The sequence below is a fragment of the Erysipelatoclostridium sp. An15 genome (assembly GCF_002160675.1).
GTDB classification, from domain to species: Bacteria; Bacillota_I; Bacilli_A; order Erysipelotrichales; family Coprobacillaceae; genus Thomasclavelia; species Thomasclavelia merdavium.
In genome coordinates this window covers 1-18,022 of sequence record NZ_NFLA01000037.1, presented here as the reverse complement: position 1 = coordinate 18,022, position 18,022 = coordinate 1, and the positions used below count along the sequence as shown (strand labels likewise).

At 28.8% G+C, this 18,022-nt stretch carries 18 protein-coding genes; 15 read left to right on the top strand and 3 right to left on the bottom strand.

The genetic code is table 11. The annotated features are described in order from the left end of the window. Positions 1-11: 11 nt before the first annotated feature. Positions 12-1,214, bottom strand: a complete 1,203-nt coding sequence (locus tag B5E92_RS11145; RefSeq protein WP_087302185.1) for a nucleotidyltransferase family protein — start codon at positions 1,212-1,214, stop codon at positions 12-14. Between the two features lie 128 nt (positions 1,215-1,342). On the opposite strand from B5E92_RS11145, the gene B5E92_RS11140 reads away from it, so the two are divergent. From B5E92_RS11140 to B5E92_RS11090, 11 genes are all read left to right on the top strand, one after another. Further along, positions 1,343-2,161, top strand: a complete 819-nt coding sequence (locus B5E92_RS11140; protein ID WP_087302183.1) for an immunoglobulin-like domain-containing protein — start codon at positions 1,343-1,345, stop codon at positions 2,159-2,161. An 11-nt stretch (positions 2,162-2,172) separates the two neighbouring features. Next, positions 2,173-3,567 carry a polysaccharide biosynthesis tyrosine autokinase gene (locus B5E92_RS11135; RefSeq protein WP_158095226.1) on the top strand — a complete coding sequence of 465 codons (1,395 nt, stop codon included), beginning with the start codon at positions 2,173-2,175 and terminating at the stop codon, positions 3,565-3,567. Between the two features lie 12 nt (positions 3,568-3,579). Next, positions 3,580-5,040 (top strand): polysaccharide biosynthesis tyrosine autokinase, encoded by a 1,461-nt coding sequence (locus B5E92_RS11130; protein ID WP_087302179.1) that lies wholly within the window; start codon positions 3,580-3,582, stop codon positions 5,038-5,040. Between the two features lie 2 nt (positions 5,041-5,042). Continuing rightward, the gene (locus B5E92_RS11125; protein ID WP_087302177.1) at positions 5,043-5,873 is read left to right on the top strand and encodes an immunoglobulin-like domain-containing protein; all 831 of its coding nucleotides are present in this window, start codon (positions 5,043-5,045) and stop codon (positions 5,871-5,873) included. Continuing rightward, positions 5,870-6,583, top strand: a complete 714-nt coding sequence (locus B5E92_RS11120) for a tyrosine-protein phosphatase (RefSeq protein ID WP_087302175.1) — start codon at positions 5,870-5,872, stop codon at positions 6,581-6,583. Before B5E92_RS11125 ends, B5E92_RS11120 begins: the two co-directional genes overlap by 4 nt. Before the next feature lie 246 nt (positions 6,584-6,829). Next, positions 6,830-7,450 (top strand): hypothetical protein, encoded by a 621-nt coding sequence (locus tag B5E92_RS11115; RefSeq protein WP_087302173.1) that lies wholly within the window; start codon positions 6,830-6,832, stop codon positions 7,448-7,450. Next, complete coding sequence (locus tag B5E92_RS11110; RefSeq protein WP_087302171.1) at positions 7,450-8,205, top strand: MurR/RpiR family transcriptional regulator; 756 nt, start codon at positions 7,450-7,452, stop codon at positions 8,203-8,205. Before B5E92_RS11115 ends, B5E92_RS11110 begins: the two co-directional genes overlap by 1 nt. A 164-nt stretch (positions 8,206-8,369) precedes the next feature. Beyond that, on the top strand, positions 8,370-10,340 hold the full coding sequence (locus B5E92_RS11105; protein WP_087302169.1) for an MBL fold metallo-hydrolase: 1,971 nt from the start codon (positions 8,370-8,372) through the stop codon (positions 10,338-10,340). A gap of 110 nt (positions 10,341-10,450) precedes the next feature. Then, positions 10,451-10,723 (top strand): acylphosphatase, encoded by a 273-nt coding sequence (locus B5E92_RS11100; protein WP_087302167.1) that lies wholly within the window; start codon positions 10,451-10,453, stop codon positions 10,721-10,723. 22 nt (positions 10,724-10,745) lie between these two features. After that, on the top strand, positions 10,746-11,111 hold the full coding sequence (locus B5E92_RS11095; protein WP_087302165.1) for a hypothetical protein: 366 nt from the start codon (positions 10,746-10,748) through the stop codon (positions 11,109-11,111). Between the two features lie 2 nt (positions 11,112-11,113). Beyond that, complete coding sequence (locus B5E92_RS11090) at positions 11,114-11,542, top strand: metallophosphoesterase family protein (protein ID WP_087302163.1); 429 nt, start codon at positions 11,114-11,116, stop codon at positions 11,540-11,542. A 47-nt stretch (positions 11,543-11,589) separates the two neighbouring features. Here B5E92_RS11090 and B5E92_RS11085 read toward each other — a convergent pair whose 3' ends face one another. Beyond that, positions 11,590-12,924, bottom strand: a complete 1,335-nt coding sequence (locus tag B5E92_RS11085) for a 6-phospho-beta-glucosidase (protein WP_087302161.1) — start codon at positions 12,922-12,924, stop codon at positions 11,590-11,592. Positions 12,925-13,051: 127 nt separating this feature from the next. Between B5E92_RS11085 and B5E92_RS11080 the strand changes: the two genes are divergently transcribed. The 4 genes from B5E92_RS11080 (at position 13,052) to B5E92_RS11065 (ending at position 17,252) form a co-directional block, all read left to right on the top strand. Then, positions 13,052-14,392: a PLP-dependent aminotransferase family protein gene (locus B5E92_RS11080; RefSeq protein WP_087302159.1), complete on the top strand. Its 1,341-nt coding sequence runs from the start codon at positions 13,052-13,054 to the stop codon at positions 14,390-14,392. A gap of 300 nt (positions 14,393-14,692) precedes the next feature. Then, on the top strand, positions 14,693-15,298 hold the full coding sequence (locus B5E92_RS11075) for a biosynthetic peptidoglycan transglycosylase (RefSeq protein ID WP_087302157.1): 606 nt from the start codon (positions 14,693-14,695) through the stop codon (positions 15,296-15,298). A gap of 82 nt (positions 15,299-15,380) precedes the next feature. Further along, on the top strand, positions 15,381-15,791 hold the full coding sequence (locus B5E92_RS11070; protein WP_087302155.1) for a DUF3842 family protein: 411 nt from the start codon (positions 15,381-15,383) through the stop codon (positions 15,789-15,791). A 105-nt stretch (positions 15,792-15,896) separates the two neighbouring features. Further along, a complete protein-coding gene (locus B5E92_RS11065) occupies positions 15,897-17,252 on the top strand; it encodes an MATE family efflux transporter (protein ID WP_087302153.1) in 1,356 nt (451 codons plus the stop codon). 59 nt (positions 17,253-17,311) lie between these two features. Here B5E92_RS11065 and B5E92_RS11060 read toward each other — a convergent pair whose 3' ends face one another. Beyond that, the gene (locus tag B5E92_RS11060; RefSeq protein ID WP_087302151.1) at positions 17,312-17,890 is read right to left on the bottom strand and encodes a hypothetical protein; all 579 of its coding nucleotides are present in this window, start codon (positions 17,888-17,890) and stop codon (positions 17,312-17,314) included. Positions 17,891-18,022: the final 132 nt, after the last annotated feature.

The window sequence follows — 18,022 nt, the reverse complement described above, 5'->3', positions numbered from 1 at the left end:
ACAGCATATTTTTATTTAAATACATTCATATCTTTTAAAATTTTAGTTCGTTTTTTACCTAACGAAAAAGCTTTAAACGGGTTTAATTTACCAGTAATAATTTTTTTAGAAAAATTACAAATTCGTTTTAACGCAAACCAAGGATATAAAGATGGTTTTTCTTTTAGTTTAGGATAACGAATTGATAATTGTTTAGCTGGTGGAAATAACATTATAAAAATATTTTTAATTAATGATGTATCCTGATTTCTTGATGATACTGTAGTATAAAGAGAACTATATGCTTGGTTTACATCATTAGTTCCAAAACAGCCGTTTTCAATTAAATTATCAGTTAGTTCATCGATATTATGGATGACTTGATCATTAGGTATTAGATTAAAACCTAAATATTTTTTACCAATTTGCATAATGGCATCATATAAATTATTAATATGTAGCGATTTTAAGATTGTTTTGATTTGATTATTATCAATATCTTTTTGATAATGCTGATAGAAAATTAAAATATCTAATACTTGTCTAATTCCAACTCCAGCACTAATAAAATGTTTATATAAATGAATAATTAAAAATAAATAGTGTTTAGTTGGCTCTAAAGTATAGATTAGCTGATTTTCAACTTTTATTGATACTGAAGTATCAAAAGCATCTTTAAAATAACTATTCATTTGTTTATGTAACGCATCTAAAGTTCCAAAAGGATTTATATGAACTTCAATTGTTAAAATATTGTTAGTAAAGTTAATTGTTTGAACAGTATTTAAAAAATCATCAGTTATTAGCTGCTTGTTTGTACAACGAAAGTTATTATTTGTTAATACTTGAAAACAGTTATTAAAATCTTCAGGTTTAATCCAGATATCTTCATCAGAAGAGCAGCGATAATCACTTTGAGGATATAACTGCCGACAGACTAAGCCTTTAATAACTAAAGGTTTTAAATTGGCAGCTAATAGTTTTTGATAAATATTTAAAAACTGTTCTGTTCTTTGCTGTTGCATGACAATTTGATTAATTGCAGTTTCCATAAATTTATTTGATGATGGATTGAAATCATCATTTTTTCTTAGTACCTCATAAATAATTGGTACTAAATTATGCTTAAAAGCTAAATCATAGAGTGCACCTAAATCAGTAGGAATGTCTACAACAGTTTGATTTTGAAAATAGGCGCACAATAAGTTAAGAAAAACCTGATTAATGTTTTTCATAGTCGACCATACCTTCTTTCTATTTCTTTGTTAGCTTTAATTATATCAAAATATTAAAGTTAATAAAAGATATTGAAGATAGCGACTATTTTTTATTTTCAAAAATTAAGTCATAAATGGAGGATATGATGAAATTTATACGAATCATAGTAATTATCTTTTTTATTATGGGAATAGGGATTTATGGCTATTCCTCAATTGTCGAAAAAACATCAAGCGATTCTACTTATCCACAAATAACAAGCGATCGTGAAGTTTTAGAAATAACTTGTAATTATAATGATGAAGATTTGTTAACTGGATTAAAAGCTTATGATCAAAAAGATGGTGATATTAGTGATGATATTTTAGTTGGGGGAATCTCAAGATTTGTAACTGCCGGGACTAGTGAAGTTACATATGTGGTCTTTGATTCTAATCATAATTCAACAACTTTTAATCGTAAAGTTGTTTTTAGTGATTATCGTTCACCCCAAATATCATTATCACAACCTTTAGTATTTACAGCTGGTAATGGCGGCGATGCTTTATCATATATTGGTGCTAACGATTTATTAGATGGAGATGTATCAAATTTAGTTACTTTACAAGAAAGTAATATTAACTATCAGTTAGTTGGTGATTATAGTATTAGTGTTTCTATCACTAATAGTTTTGGTGATTATGTTGATGTTACATTACCGGTTCATGTCATTGAAGAAAATAATCAGTCAATTGATATTGAACTTAGTGAAAATATTGTTTATTTAAATCAAGGAGCTAGTTTTGATCCAGCAAGTTATATTTATCAAGTTCAAGATAGTAATGGTAATGAACTAGCAAAACGAAATGTTCAATATCAATCAAATGTCAATACTAGTGTTCCGGGAGTTTATGAAGTAGAATACAACATTTCTTCTAATGCTGGTCAAGGAACAACATATTTGACGGTAATAGTTAATGAGTAGAGGTGGTAATGATGGAATTTCGAATAAATGATATTGATTTAAGAAGTATTATCGTCGATGTGATAAGAAATTGCTGGATGATAATATTAGTGATGTTGGCCACATATTTTGCAATAGCTGGTGTTTATCGATTGACTTATAGTCCTCAATATACAACAACAGCAACAATGGCTGTAACGGCTCGTGGCAGTCAAAGTGGTACTTATAGCTCATTAACGACAGCAATGAATATGGCTGAGGTTTTTAGTGAGGTTTTTCAAAGTGATACTTTAAAAGAAAAAATAAAAGCTGATTTAGAGGTAGATAATCTTGATTATCAAATTAGTGCTTCAGTTATTTCTGAAACTAACTTGATGACTTTAACGGTGACATCAAATACTCCAAAAATGACCTATCAAATTATGCAATCAGCATTAGATAATTATACAAGTGTATCTGATTACTTATTTTCTAATGCCTCATTACAAATGGTTCAAGATGCTTCTGTGCCTATGAGTGCTTCTAATCCGCTTAATTATTCACGGATTCAAAAATTAGGTACTCTAGCTTCTGGAGTAGTAATGATTGGAATAATTGCGTTATTATCGATATTTAGACAAACAGTTAAAAGAAGTAAACAGGCTAAGTATCAATTAGATGGTCGGATAATAACTACCATTCCATATGAACGCAAGTATCATTCATTACAAGAATTAAAGAAAAAACCAAAAAAATCCGTTTTGATTAACTCACCTTTATTAAGCATGCCTTATAGTGAGGCTAATCGAAAATTAGGAGCATTGATTGAAAGACATATGCGTCGAAGAAACCAGCAAGTATTATTAGTTACTAGTGTTGCTGAAAATGAAGGAAAGTCTTCGATTGCTGGTAATATTGCTTTATCAATGGTTGATCGAGGTAAAAAAGTAGTAATTATCGATTGTGATTTTAGAAAACCAGCACTATATAAAGTTTTTGAATTAAAAGAACTTAAAAACTGCTTATCTGATTATCTTGACGGTAATTGTAAATATGAAGATATTATTACATATCAAAATAATCTAGCTATTATTAGCCAAAAAGATTCTAAAAAAAATTCTAGTAATTACTTTTTAACAACCCAATTTGCTCAGTTTATTAAAAAATGTCGTTCAAATTTTGATTATATAATCATTGATACACCACCAATGGGAGCATGTGTGGATGTTGAAGCAATTATTAATCATAGTGATTCTTCAGTAATGGTTGTTCGTGAAGATTGGAGTGAAATAGGAGCTATTAATGATCTTTGTGATGTTTTAAAACAAAATGATCAAGATTTTATCGGTTTTATTTTAAATGCATTTCACCGCAGTATTTTTAGTAATGATAGTTATAGTCATTATGGCGATTATCAAAGACGGACAACTAGTAATTTGCATAAGTAGGGAGGCAGGATAATGGAAGAAAAAAATATTGAACAAGATGAAATCACTATTGATTTATGGATTTTGCTTCGTGATTTTATTCGTGGCTGTATTAAATTCTGGTGGCTAATATTAGCCTTGATGGTTGCTGGTGGTGCGATTATGTTTGTAACTAATATTCAAACATATACACCAATGTATCAAGCTAGCGCTACTTTTACAGTTACAACCAATACTACAACAGATCAAAATAATCAAAGTGATTATAATTATTACTATGATAGCTCTACTGCTGAACAGTTATCATTAACTTTTCCTTATATTTTAAGCAGTCAGATTTTAAATGATGCTATTGAAGCCGATTTAGGAGTAGAGGCTATCAATGGATCAATTTCTGCTTCAATTATTCCTAATTCTAATATGATTACAATGACAGTTATCAGTTCTGATCCAGATGATGCTAAAGAAATATTAGAATCGACAATTCGTGTCTATCCATCAGTAGCTAGATTTGTAATTGGAATGACTAAATTTAATATGATTGAAAATCCATCAGTATCTAATGTTCCTTATAATCAGCCTAATTATTTTAATACTGTGGCTAAAGGCGCTTTAATAGGCTTAGCGGTCGGTTTAGTGATTATAGCGATTTATGCGTTTTTTAGAAAAACAGTACATAAAACTCAAGAATTAGAAGAAGTAACTAATATAAAATGTTTAGCGACAGTTCCTTATTTAAAACAAAAAAAGCGAAGTCGAGGTAAAACTATCATGCCTTCAATATTAAATTTACAAACCAATCCATTATTTTTAGAAAATATTGAAAGCTTGCACATTCGTTTAGCTAAAGAACTGGCTGATATTAATGGTAAAACACTAATTTTTACAAGTACAGTAGCTAAAGAAGGAAAATCAACCATTGCTACTAATGTTGCTTATGCTTTAGCTAAAAATAATAAAAAGGTATTATTAATAGATGCTGATTTGAGAAAACAGGATTTAAGTAAACAAATGAATTTAACTACTAATGGTGTTGGATTAAGTAGTATTAAATATGGTAGTGATGTTGTTGAAGATGCAATAGTGTATTTAGAAAAACAAAATTTATATTTTTTAGGTGGCAATAGCACTATAGATGATTTAACTGCAGTACTAACAAATCCAAATATGGAACAATTTATGAAGGATATGAAACAAAAAATGGATTATATTATCTTTGATGCACCACCATGTGAGGCTTTTGAAGATGTATTTTTATTAGAAAAATATGGTGATGCATTTGTTTATGTAATTAAACAAGATTTTGTTCAAAGACATCGAATTGTTGATTGTATTGCAACTTTAGCTGATAGTGAACTTCCTTTACTAGGCTATGTTTTTAACGGCGATAGTTTTACTTTTAATGATTATGGCCGTTATGGATATCGTTATTATAATAAATATGGTTATAGACATTACAGTTATTATAATAATGAAAAAAAGGCTATTAAATAGTTATGAAGAAAATTACTTATCTAATAGGAATTGTTTCATTATTAGCTTTAGTAATTATTTTGATACTGTCATTTAAAATGACAACAGAAAATAATGATGATGATGGTCAAAACTCAAGTGAAAATGCCAAGATTATATTTGAAGGTGATTTAGTTTATGATGGTACTGGAGAACTTGATTTACTAGATGGGGTTAATGCTATCGATGAAGATGGAACTGATTTGACCAGTAATATTAATGCGAAAATTGTTTTAGATGGTAATGATCAAGAGATTCGTTATAGTGTTTCTGGTGGTAATGGTCAAATTGTTTATAAAGAACGTGACTTAGTTTTAAAGAATTATCAAGGCCCAGCAATTATAGCTAATGATCATTTAAGTTTTGATGCTAAAGATTTAAGTAATTTAGTTACTGTTTTAAACAAACGGGGCGAGTTAAAAGGATTAGATGGTTTTGGTAAAGATATTACAGACCAAATTACTTATCAGCGTGAAAAAGTAAGTGATGGTATTTATCAGTTAACTTTTACTTTAAATAACATTTATCTAGATAGTACCTCATTAACAGTTAAAGCTAATATCAGTGGTACAATATCTGATCCAGTACTCGAATTATATCGTTCATCAATAGAAATAGATGTTGGTAGTAGTTTTTATCCTGAAGACTATATTGAAGTAGCCAATGATGAAAATGGAAATAGTGTAAAAGATCAAGTAAAAATTTCATCATCATTAAATACAATGCAACCAGGTGTGTATAATGTTTCATATCAGCTAACATCAAGTGATAATAGTGTTATAGTAACTAAAAATTTAGAGGTAAAGATAAGATGATTGATTTACATAGTCATATAATGCCAGGAATAGATGATGGCAGTCAGGATATCTATGATTCGATTGAAATGGCTGAAATTGCTGAAGATTCAGGAGTAGAGGTGATAGTTGCTACACCGCATAGTAATTTTAAAGGGGTTTATGAAAATTATTATGATCACCACTTTAAACAACGTTTTGCTCATTTAAAACAAGCTTTAAAGGATAATAATTTATCTTTGACGTTAATTGAAGGAATGGAGATAATGGCTTCTGATGATATTATTCAAAAATTAAATAGCCATCAGTTAATTACTTTGAATCATACAGATGTTCCATTAGTTGAGTTTGATTTTTTTGTTCATTTTGATTATATTCATTATATCGTAGAACAATTATTAAAAAATGGATATCGACCCCTAATAGCACATCCAGAACGTTATTTTTGTATAATAAAAGATCCGGATAGAGTGCGAACATTATTAAAAATGGGAGCCTTGATTCAATGCAATAAATCGAGTATCTTAGGACATTTTGGATTAAATATTAAAACATGTGTTGATTATTTATTAAAAGAAAAGCTGGTAACCGTAGTTGCTTCTGACAGTCATGGCATTGATGTTAGAACTCCGGATATGAGTGAGATTCAGTTTTACTTAGATTTAAAATATGGTAGTAAAATGGCCGAATTATTACTTGAAAGTAATCCTAAAAAAATTCTTAAACTATAACTTAGCTGTGTCAATGTTGGCACAGCTTTTTTTATTTAAAATCATTAGACTAAAAATGGATATTTTGTAAAATTTAAGAAAAATAGATTAATTATTTGCTATAATAAAAATAGTTTAGGATACGTTATTAAATTTTTAGGAGAAACATATGTATACAATAGAAAGATTACAGAATTTAGCGGAGTATTTAGATGTCGATAGCGTTGATCGGATATTAGCTGAATACTTTTTATCTAATTTAAAAAAATGTCACATTTAACATTAAAAAAGTGTATTCAGGATACAGGCGTCTCTAAAGCCTCAATTCATCGTTTTTATAGTCGGGGCGGTTTTAATAATTTTAAATCATTGACAGATGTCTTGACCCGTGAATTGGCTATCGATAATGTTGTCGAGTTGAATAATGATGACATTAAATTAGGTGTTGATAATGGTCAATTAAATTATTTATGTAATAGTTTGATGAATGCTAGTCAGGTAATGTTTTATGGTAAACAAGAAGAAGTTAATTGTTTTGATTGTTTGAAATATGTTTTGATTAAATCAGGGATTAAAGTTTCATCTTTAAATTTGTGGAATATGGAAATGATTTATAATCGAATCGATCGTTTAAATGAAAATGATGTTTTAATTGTTATTGATTCTTCCATGAAAGTGCAAAATATGTTTGAAATGTCAATGAATCGAAGTTATTTATTGAATTTCGAAAGATTAAAAAATGCTAAATTTAAATGTTTTTATTTAGGAAATAGTAATTGTGATGAGTATTTTGGCTTTAAAAATATAAAGTTAAAAGAAGAAAATCCGTTGTTAATCAATTTATTGGTTTTTGAAATAATTAAAAGGATAAAGAAGAAGGGATATTAATGAATACTGTTTTAGCGCTGATTATTTTATTGGCTCAAAATAATCTGGAAAAAGGGATTACATATAATCTTTCAAATTATATTATCGATCATCTTTTTGAAATTAATAATATGAGCATGCAGGAATTATCTAAAGATGCATATATTTCAACTTCTTCAATTATTAAATACTGTCGTTTATTGGGGTTTAATAGTTATAGTGATTTTAAATGGCAATTACGATCTACGATTTTAAATCGAAAGTTACAGTTAGATGAAAAAGAAGAAAATATAACTTTAGATAAGTTATTAGAAAAGATGCAAAGTTATACTTTGGATGTAATAAATAAAGATGAATTATTTGAAAAAGTAAAAAATACTGCGATAACACTTAATAAAACAAAAAAATTATATGTTTACGGAGCTGCTTTTCCAGTTATGCTAACTCAATCTTTATGTGAAGATATGGCGATAATGGGTGTTTCTGTTCATATGGAACATATTTCTTATGCACCGTTAAATATTGATAAAAAAGATGGTGCGGTTATGATTATTACTATTTCGGGACGGTTTCAAGAAACGCATCAATCGGAATATCAAAAAATGTGTTTATTAAATCCAGATACTATTTTATTGTCACAAGATAGTCAACATGTAAAAAATATCAAAATATATTTTAATTTACCTAAAACAGATAGCAGTGAGTATGATGATATAATTTTATTGATGCTTTTAGATATGATAAAACATCAGTATTATCAGATGTTTTATCAGTAAATCTATAAAAATAAGCTAAACTAAGTAATTGGTTTAGTTTTTTTGTCTCAAAATATGAGACTAATTTTAAATAAAAAACTATGTGTCATCAAAAGAATTAAAATTGATTTTAAAAAATATGTAAACGTATACATCGGTGTTAAGATAAATGCAGGAGGGATATTATGAATAAGAAAAATTTATTTTTAAGTGCATTTTTAACAACATCAATGATGTTAGGTTCATCAATTACGACATTGATGGCAAATGAAACTGATAATTCATCAAATGAGGTTATTATTGAAGAAACCGTACCAGTAAATGATGAAAATAATCAAAATGGTGAAAATGAACAAAGTAACCAACCTACAAACTATGTTAATGAGGAAAATCAAAATAATAATGTCGAACAAAAAACAATTGAAAATGTAACAGGAAATTGTCAACAAGCAATTAGTGAAGTTACTTTTCCAAAATATGAAAGTGATGGAACAAAAACTGATGTTCATGTTTCTGATTTATTAAAAGAACATTTAGACACTACTGATTTAAGTGGTGAAAAAGATAATGAAGCTAAAACATTAACATTCAAAGATGTTTTATTAAAAGATGTTTACTTAAATTCAGATTATTTAAATGGTAAATCTGAAGCAGGAATTAGTTTCTACAATATGGTTAATTACTTTACAGATGTAAAACAAATAAAACAAATATTAGACGCTAATCCTGGATATACAGTAGTCGATAGTGCTGGTAATAAAGTTGATGGTGCTTATATCGATGAATTATTAGGACTAATTAATCAAATTATAAATTTTGATACTGGAACAAACTTAAAATATGATAAAAATTCAACTTATGATTCTGCTGAATTTGCACAAAATTCTAAGTTAGGTGGCACTGATGTTATTGCAACAAGCAATGAAGGAAACGTAACATTAAAATTCCATATCGATTCTCATGGCTGGTGGGGATATGATTTAGGTGCTGATGATTCAATTACTGGATTAGTAATGGGATTTGACCAAGATGCAATTGATGCTGATCATAAAGAGCATGAAGGGCCACTTACTAGAGCTTATGCTAATTTCTTTGTAATTGATATGCAAACTAAAGGTAATGGTAAATGGTATATGTTAAGAAATACCGACCTAGAAAATCCAATCATTTATGTAAGTGAAGATGGTAAAGAAGCATTTATGATTGATGTTGATTTTTATGGTGAAAATGTTATTAATAAAGTAAACAAAGATGTTATTGGACCTGAATGTGAATCATTAAAGATTTTCTTAACTCACAATCATAGCGACAATTGCAACAATTTATCTGTAATTGCTCAAGATGAAAGATTAAGTGAAATTACTTCAATTATTTGGCCAGAAAATGAACCACATCCTACTAAAGATGGTAAAGATCTAGTTACTTTATTTGGTGAAGACAAAGTTACAACAGTTGCTGATGGTGAAAAATTCACAGCTGCTAATCATGAATTCCAATTTATAGAAATACCTAATGAACATACACCTGCTGGAGGTCAATTAGCAGATTTAACTAATAATGTTTTATATAGTGGTGACACTCTAGGAGCGCAAGTACATTTAGGTGGTTCAACAGTGACTTTATCAACAATAGATGGTTGGCTAAATGGAGCTTTAAAAACAGAACAATATATTAAAGATAATGGAATTGAATATATCATTGGTGGACATACACCATATTTAAATACACCAGAATATGCAAGCTGGGTTGCTATAGCTATGCAATATGCTAAAGAACAAATCACTGCAGATTCTGCTTGGCAAGGTGGTTTAATAATTGTTGAAAATGGACAAATTGTTACAGGTGAACGTTTAGATGAAATTTTTGCAAATGGTCTAACAGATCGTGAAGAATTATTTATTGCTTCAGCAAACTTTAGAAATAATTTACCAACTGAACCTGAAGAAAATCCTGGTCAAACTCCAGATGATGACAATAAAAATCCAGAAAATACAGATGATCAAGACAATTCTAATGTAAACGCCAATACTCCTCAAAATAAAAAAAGTTCATCTGTAAAAACAGGTGATGAAACTAATTTGGCTTGGGCTTTATTAGGATTAGCCGGAGCATCAGTTTTATATACAGTAACAAAGAAAACTCGTAAGTTAAATTAGTTTAAAGACTAGCACTTCTATTTAAAATAGAGGTGCTTTTATTATGCTTTATTTACCTATATAAAGTTATATTTGTGATATAATTATTGCATGGTTAGGAGGTTACTTATATGCTTGTTAGAAAACATTATATTTTTAAAGGACGAGTTCAAGGCGTTGGTTTTCGTTTTACTACATATCAAAAAGCAACTGCACTTAATTTAACTGGCTGGGTCCGTAATCTTTATGATGGTTCAGTTGAGGCTTGTTTTCAAGGTGAAGAAACTAAGATACAACAATTAATAAAGGAAATGCAAAATATTCGTTATATTATTATTGATGATATAGAAGTTGAAGATTTAACGATACAACCTTTAGAACATTCATTTGAAATTAAATATTAATATAAAGAAAGGGTAATATGTTGTGGTAATAGTTTTAATAGCAGCAAGATATAAAAGATTAATGGAGTGGATCAATAATAGAAAATATGAAGGTATTAATGGAATCTATATCATTAAAATTGTGGGACCTAAGGTATTTTTATATATTGCTACTAATCTTGATTTTGAAACAATAGTAGATACGTTAAAAAATAGTATTAAAGCTCAAGGAGGTCTAGCGTATGTTTATGAGTTTTATACTATCTACCATGAGAAAATAGATTATAATGCCTATATAAGTGCCAAAGTTAAAGATACGATGCGTTATTTCAATACTAAACAAAAAGATTTATCAAATCAGGAATTAGAAGATTTTTTAAAGAGTAATAATATAAAAGGTAAAGATTAAAGATGTTAAAAATTGGAATTATTTCAGATACTCATAATGTATTAAAAGAAGTAGTTATTAATGATTTAAAAGATTGTGATTATATCATTCATGCAGGAGATATTGTAAAAAAAGAGATATTAGATGAGCTACAACAACTAACAAAGGTTTATGTAGTAAAAGGGAATAATGATAATTTAGATTTAAATGAAGAAGAATATTTTGAGATTGCTGGTCATTCTTTTTATTTAATTCATGAATTGCATCAAAAAAAGGATGTTGATTTTTATATTTATGGTCATTCGCATCAATTAGCTTGTTATCAAAAGGGGAAAACATTATATTTAAATCCTGGTAGTTGTGGTCGTAAACGATTTTCTTTACCGCTAACATATTTAATATTGTATTTAAATGAAAATAATTATGAAATAGTAATAAAGAAGATTGATTAAAGCAATAAAGACAGTTTTGAAACTGTCTTTATTGTATTTTTAAAATATTATTTATTTTTTGTAAATTGTGGTAAATATTCTTTGTGAGCTTCAATTAACTCATCAACAACGATATTAGCAAGAGCATCACTAGGACATAATGGGTTGATATTTAAAGCAGTAACTGCTAAATCACGATCTCCCGTAACCGCAGCTTCACATACTAATCTTTCAAATGATTTCATCATATGAACATAACCGCTAATTGGTAATTTTAATGCTCCAGTTGCTACTGGTTTTGGACCATCAGCAGTAATGCGACAGGCAACTTCAACAGCGCTATCCATTGGTAAGTCAGCAATAGCTCCATTATTTCTTACATCAACATATTGAATATCACCAGTATTATTATAGATAGATTGAATTAAGTTACAAGCTGCATCAGAATATTTAGCACCACCACGCATTTCTAATTGTTTAGGTTTAACTGCTAATTCTTCATGACCATATAATTCAAATAATTCATCTTCTGTTTTACTAACAACTTCACCACGAACTGTACCAGTTTTAAATTGTTCTTGTTCTTCTTCTAATTGTTCTTTAGTATAGAAGTAATAATTATGATAAGGACATGGGATAGCTTTTAATCCTTTGATAAATGATGGTGAATATGGTAAAGAAACGAAGTTTTTCATTTGAATAGTATCTTCTTCTTTTAAGTTTGCATAACGATCTAATAATTCATCAAAACGAGAAACACCATTTACAAAAACATCAGTTGCAAAGATAAAGTGATTAACACCTTGGATTTCCATTGTTACATCTTCTTCTTTAGCGTTTAACATTTTTGCAAAACCACTTACCATATTTACAGGAACATTACATAAACCAATTGCGCGTTTAAAATCAGTATAACGATAAATTGCTTCAGTAACCATCCCTGCAGGATTTGTAAAGTTAATTAACCAGGCATCTGGGCATATTTCTTGGATATCTTTTACGATGTCTAAAATAACAGGAATAGTTCTAAAAGCTTTAAACATTCCTCCGGCACCGTTTGTTTCTTGACCAATCATACCATGAGAAATAGGAATTCTTTCATCTAAAATACGTGCTGGTAAACGACCGATACGCATTTGTGTTGTTACAAAATCAGCACCTTTTAAAGCTTCCTTGCGGTCATAAGATAAAGTGACTTTCATAGGTAATCCAGCTTTTTTAACCATTCTTTGAGCTAACGCCCCAACAGTTTCCAATTTTTCTTTACCTTCAGGAATATCAACTAAGCATAATTCTTTAATTGGTAAAGTATCATAACGATTAATAAAACCTTCAACTAATTCTGGAGTATAACTGCTCCCACCACCAATAGTAACAATTTTTACAGATTCTTTTTTTTCCATTTATCTATTTCTCCTTTTTTAACCTATCGATACTTAAATTATATTGCTTATTAATAAAAATACAATAGCTATAACTTTAAACTGTACTAGTACAATTTGTGCTATAATATTAATGTAGGTGATAAAAATGAAATACTATGAACAAATTGTGGCTGATATAAAAAGAAATATTCAAAATAATAAATATAAACCTGGTGATAAATTACCATCACTAATGATAATGGCCAATCAATATCAAGTAAGCAAGGGGACTGTTTTAAAAGCATATGAAACTTTAGAAAAACAATGTTTAATTTTTTCTAAACCACAAAGTGGATATTACATTGCTGATGGAATTAGAATCCAATCTAATAATCATGAAGGTTATCATTTAGAGACAGGTAACCCTCTAGTAAACAGTCATTTATTTAACGAAATGAAACAGTGTTTAAATATTGCTGCTGAACTTTATTCGTTTAAAACATTAGATTTGACTGTAAGAGGAGTTGATAGTTTAAATGAAATATTACCATCATATTTACAATTAGATGGAATTTATACTAGTGAAAAAAATATTTATTTGATTCAAGGAATCATGCAAATGTTGACGATTTTTTCTAATAGTCCGTTTCCAAATGGAAAAAATACTATTTTAATCGAAGAACCTAGTTACTCGTTTTATATAAAATATTTAAAAGAAATGAAATTACCAGTTAAAGTAATTAAACGAGATCAATATGGTATTGATTTAAAAGAACTAGAACGTATTTTTAAATACGAAAAAATCAAGTTTTTTTATACTATTCCTCGTCATCATAATCCCTTAGGAACTTATTATGACCATCAAACACGAAAAAAAATTATGGAACTAGCAATAAAATACGATGTTTATATTATTGAAGATGATTATTTTAGTCATTATGATCCAATTCCCAAATATTTACCGTTATATTATTTTTCTAATCGAGATCATTGTATTTATTTACGTAGTTATACTAAAACAATTCCATTTATAAGAATTGGTATTGCTGTTGTAGGCGATGATTTTATAGAAACGATGGATAAAATGACTAAACTATCATATTATTACTCTTATCATATGCCATCACTAGTTTCACAGGCAACTTTAGAAGCTTATATTCGTAGTGATATTTATCAATTTCAATCTAAAACAATCGCTAAAGAAATTCAAAGTAAATTAAAGGTTGTAAAAAAGATTACAAAAGAATGGGATAATCAAATTATTGAATTAATAGGTGGCAAATCTGGTTATTATTTTACGTTAAAATTTTCAAAAAAGATTAATAGTGATCTATTAGTAAAACAATTAGAAAAAGAAGATATTTACGTATCAACTAATCATAGCAGCTATTATAACTATAATAATGAGCAAAGTATTAGATTAAGTATTTCACGAGTTACTAAAGCGGAATTAGAATTTGTTTTAAAAAGAATTTATCAAATAGCTATTAAATTATATAAATCTTAAACCATATTTTACCAAAAATGGTTGATAATCTTATAAATTAGTGACTCATTATTTCGAAATTCCTTTAATATAATTACAAGCGTAGTCAAAGATATTTACATTGTTTTTTCAATCCTTTTTCAAACAGACTACAAGATATATCTTTCCCCGGATATTTTCATGATTAAAAGATAGCTAGGCAGTTAGCTATCTTTTAATATTATAAAGTGACGATTTTGTAAGGTTATGTAATGCATATCGATGGAAAAATATAGTTATTGTAGTTATTATAATAGTATTAGATATAAAAGAGGGATTTGTATGAAAAAAATTATTTTCCGTTTATTTGTTATCATAATACTTATTGCTTTAATATTTTGTGGATTTTATGCTTATCGTGGTTATAAAATCTATCAGGATGTAATTGAGGAAAAGAATATTGAACAAAGAGTCGCAGAATTACAAAACAAAGAAGATTATGTAAAACTTGATGAAATAGCTGATGTATATGTTGAACTAGTTGTTGAAAGTGAAGATCATCGTTTTTATCAGCATCATGGTGTAGACTATATTGGTTTAACTCGAGCTATGTTGACGAATTTAGCTACCTGGTCTTATAAAGAAGGTGGCAGTACGATAACACAACAATTAGCTAAAAATTTATGTCTAAGTTTTGAAAAAAGTTTAGATAGAAAATTTGCCGAAGTATTTATCGCCTGGCAATTGGAAAGAGATTATAGTAAAGATGAAATTTTAGAGATGTATTTAAATATTACATATTTAGGTGAAGGCAATTATGGTATTAAAGCAGCAAGTAACTATTATTACAATGTTGAACCAAGTCAGTTAACTAAAGAGCAGGCCGAAGTTTTGGTAAGAACATTAAAATCACCTAGTGTTTATAATCCATCAATTATTAATGAATAGTTGTTATTTTTCTTGACTTGAAGTTTGCTTTAAGGAGTATAATATAAAAAAGTAATCTTTAGAAGGGATATTAAATTAGTATATGACAAATGAAAAAAGGGAAATAGTTGTAATTGATGGCCAAGGTGGTGGAATTGGCAGTAGTGTTGTTGAAATACTAAAAAAGGAATTAGATGATTTGTTTATAATTGCAATTGGAACCAATAGTGCAGCTACTAATCGAATGAAAAAAGCTGGGGCTGATGTTGTGGCAACAGGTGAAAATGCAATTATCTATAATGCTAAAAATGCTAAGATGATCGTTGGTCCCATTGGTTTTGTTTTTGCTAATTCAATGTATGGAGAAGTTTCACCAGCGATGGCTAGTGCAATTAGTGCTAGTGAAGCAACAAAATATTTTATACCAGTAAGTAAATGTTCTGGACATGTTTTAGGAGTTGAAAATAAATCAATTCAAGAATATATAAAAGAACTGGTAGAAATATTGAAATAAATTTTGTTATTTAATTGGATCTCTAGTCGAATGATTAGAGATTTTATTATTTAAGAATTATAAAAAATGTGTATAATGATAATATGATTTGATGGAGGTGAAAATGTGGAAAAGTATCAAAAGCAGATTAAATCGATTTTATTTTTAGCTTGGCCAGCAATAATTCAAGAAGCAATGAATGTTGTTGTTTCTTATGTTGATACTGCCATGGTTGGGGCGTTAGGAGCTAATGCTTCAGCAGCGGTAGGATTAACGTCGACTGTATGCTGGTTAGTAACAAGTATTGCAATTGCTTTTGGGGTTGGGATATTGGCTGTTTGTGCTCAGGCTGTTGGGGCTAATAATCAAGAAAAAGTCCAAAGAACTGGACAGCAGGCACTTTTTTTTACATTGATAGTTGGGTTGACATTGACGGTTATTTGTGTAGCCATTGCTCCGTATTTGCCAGGCTGGTTAAATGGTGCACCGGCTATTCGTAAGGATGCAACTACATATTTTTTGATTATTTCTATTCCATTATTATTTAGATGTACAGTATTGATTTTATCGTCGTTATTACGTGGTGTTAGTGATATGAAAACACCGATGTTAATAAGTTTATATATGAATTTAATAAATATTGTTTTTAATTTCTTTTTAATTTATCCAACGCGCCAAATATTTGGAATTACTGTTTATGGTGCCAATATGGGGGTTGCTGGTGCCGCTATTGCTACTGCAATATCATTTGTAGCTGGTGGTGTTATGATGTTTGTTCGCTATTATCGAAATCCAACTTTTAATTTTAAGAAAACTGGCTTTCATTTTTATCCAGCTGAATTTAAAGAATGTCTATCGATAGGAATTCCAGTAGTCTTAGAAAGAAGTGTTATTTGTCTGGGTCAAGTTACTTTTTCTTCGCTGATAGCTAAGCTGGGAGTTGTTCAGTTTGCGGCTCATACAATTGCCATTCAAGCAGAACAAGCTTTTTATATACCAGGTTATGGTTTTCAAAGTGCGGCTTCTACGCTTGTTGGTAATGCCATTGGACAAAAAAGTGAACATCGGGTAAAAGAAGTAACTTATTTAATTTGTGCAATGACTGTGTTATTAATGATTATTTGTGGGGGATTATTGTTTGTTTTTGCAGAAAATCTAATGGGCATTTTTACACCTGATCCAGAAGTAATCAGATTAGGAGCCCGGGTATTAAGAATAGTTTCAGTTTCGGAACCGTTCTACGGTATTTTAATTATTTTAGAGGGAACATTCAATGGAATGGGTGATACTAAAGCACCATTTGTATTTTCTTTAATTACAATGTGGGGAATTAGAGTAACTGGCAGCTTTATTATGATTAATTTATTAAATTTAGGAATTGAAGCAGTCTGGGTCATGATGGTTGTAGATAATGTTAGTCGCTGCTTTTTATTAGCTAGAAGATTTTTAAAAGGCGGCTGGAAATATCGTCTTAATACCTAAGCGAGCAATGCTCGCTTTTTTGTAATATAAAAAAGCCACTAGAAATGTGGCTAGATTGTTTATAAGATAATTTTACGTCTTGTTTTCTTACAATGTTTTTCAAATTCTAAAGCAATATGATTCATTTTAGATAATTCACTATAATGATAGTTAATGCGTTCGAAAGTATTATCAATACATTGATAATGATAAACATGACTAACACAATTAATATAGATATGCTGGTAGAAGCTGTCTGTTAATGGATGGTTATTAAAATATTCTTCAAGTAAATGTTTTGGTAAATTATGACAATGGGAAAAAATGTATAAACCATTGCTTGAATACTTTTGATAATTTTTACTTTTTTGCTCTTTTCTTTCAATTGCATTATCAATTTTTTGCATTACAAATTCTAAATCATCTTCATTATGGTCAAAAGGATTTATTTGTAAGATAGCATAAAGTGGTTTTTTAATATCGGCTACAGCTTCCACAGGAGTTAAAGCCTGCGTTACTTCGATTCCATAATTACAATCTGGAATACGTAAATCTGGTCGATCTGATTGGATAATTTGATTTTCTGCAACATTTAAAATTTTCATTAGGGTTAAAGCAGCATATTTTTCAAAATAATTCTTACTATATGTTTCTTTCATACAAGACCTCTTTTTTAAAAAGGGGCTGTAACGAAAGGAGGTTTTTTTAACCTTTAATGAAGCGTTACAGCTTCTTTTTTGTTTTGAAGATTATTTTTTGGAAAATTTAATTTTTTTGCTATTTTTAATTAA

Bases quoted from the DNA above. Each gene is read 5' to 3' on its own strand.
- B5E92_RS11145 (WP_087302185.1), bottom strand. From the start codon at position 1,214: ATGAAAAACATTAATCAGGTTTTTCTTAACTTATTGTGCGCCTATTTT.
- B5E92_RS11120 (WP_087302175.1), top strand. From the start codon at position 5,870: ATGATTGATTTACATAGTCATATAATGCCAGGAATAGATGATGGCAGT.
- B5E92_RS11135 (WP_158095226.1), top strand. From the start codon at position 2,173: ATGGAATTTCGAATAAATGATATTGATTTAAGAAGTATTATCGTCGAT.
- B5E92_RS11125 (WP_087302177.1), top strand. From the start codon at position 5,043: ATGAAGAAAATTACTTATCTAATAGGAATTGTTTCATTATTAGCTTTA.
- B5E92_RS11140 (WP_087302183.1), top strand. From the start codon at position 1,343: ATGAAATTTATACGAATCATAGTAATTATCTTTTTTATTATGGGAATA.
- B5E92_RS11100 (WP_087302167.1), top strand. From the start codon at position 10,451: ATGCTTGTTAGAAAACATTATATTTTTAAAGGACGAGTTCAAGGCGTT.
- B5E92_RS11115 (WP_087302173.1), top strand. From the start codon at position 6,830: ATGTCACATTTAACATTAAAAAAGTGTATTCAGGATACAGGCGTCTCT.
- B5E92_RS11070 (WP_087302155.1), top strand. From the start codon at position 15,381: ATGACAAATGAAAAAAGGGAAATAGTTGTAATTGATGGCCAAGGTGGT.
- B5E92_RS11110 (WP_087302171.1), top strand. From the start codon at position 7,450: ATGAATACTGTTTTAGCGCTGATTATTTTATTGGCTCAAAATAATCTG.
- B5E92_RS11090 (WP_087302163.1), top strand. From the start codon at position 11,114: ATGTTAAAAATTGGAATTATTTCAGATACTCATAATGTATTAAAAGAA.
- B5E92_RS11085 (WP_087302161.1), bottom strand. From the start codon at position 12,924: ATGGAAAAAAAAGAATCTGTAAAAATTGTTACTATTGGTGGTGGGAGC.
- B5E92_RS11060 (WP_087302151.1), bottom strand. From the start codon at position 17,890: ATGAAAGAAACATATAGTAAGAATTATTTTGAAAAATATGCTGCTTTA.
- B5E92_RS11130 (WP_087302179.1), top strand. From the start codon at position 3,580: ATGGAAGAAAAAAATATTGAACAAGATGAAATCACTATTGATTTATGG.
- B5E92_RS11080 (WP_087302159.1), top strand. From the start codon at position 13,052: ATGAAATACTATGAACAAATTGTGGCTGATATAAAAAGAAATATTCAA.
- B5E92_RS11105 (WP_087302169.1), top strand. From the start codon at position 8,370: ATGAATAAGAAAAATTTATTTTTAAGTGCATTTTTAACAACATCAATG.
- B5E92_RS11075 (WP_087302157.1), top strand. From the start codon at position 14,693: ATGAAAAAAATTATTTTCCGTTTATTTGTTATCATAATACTTATTGCT.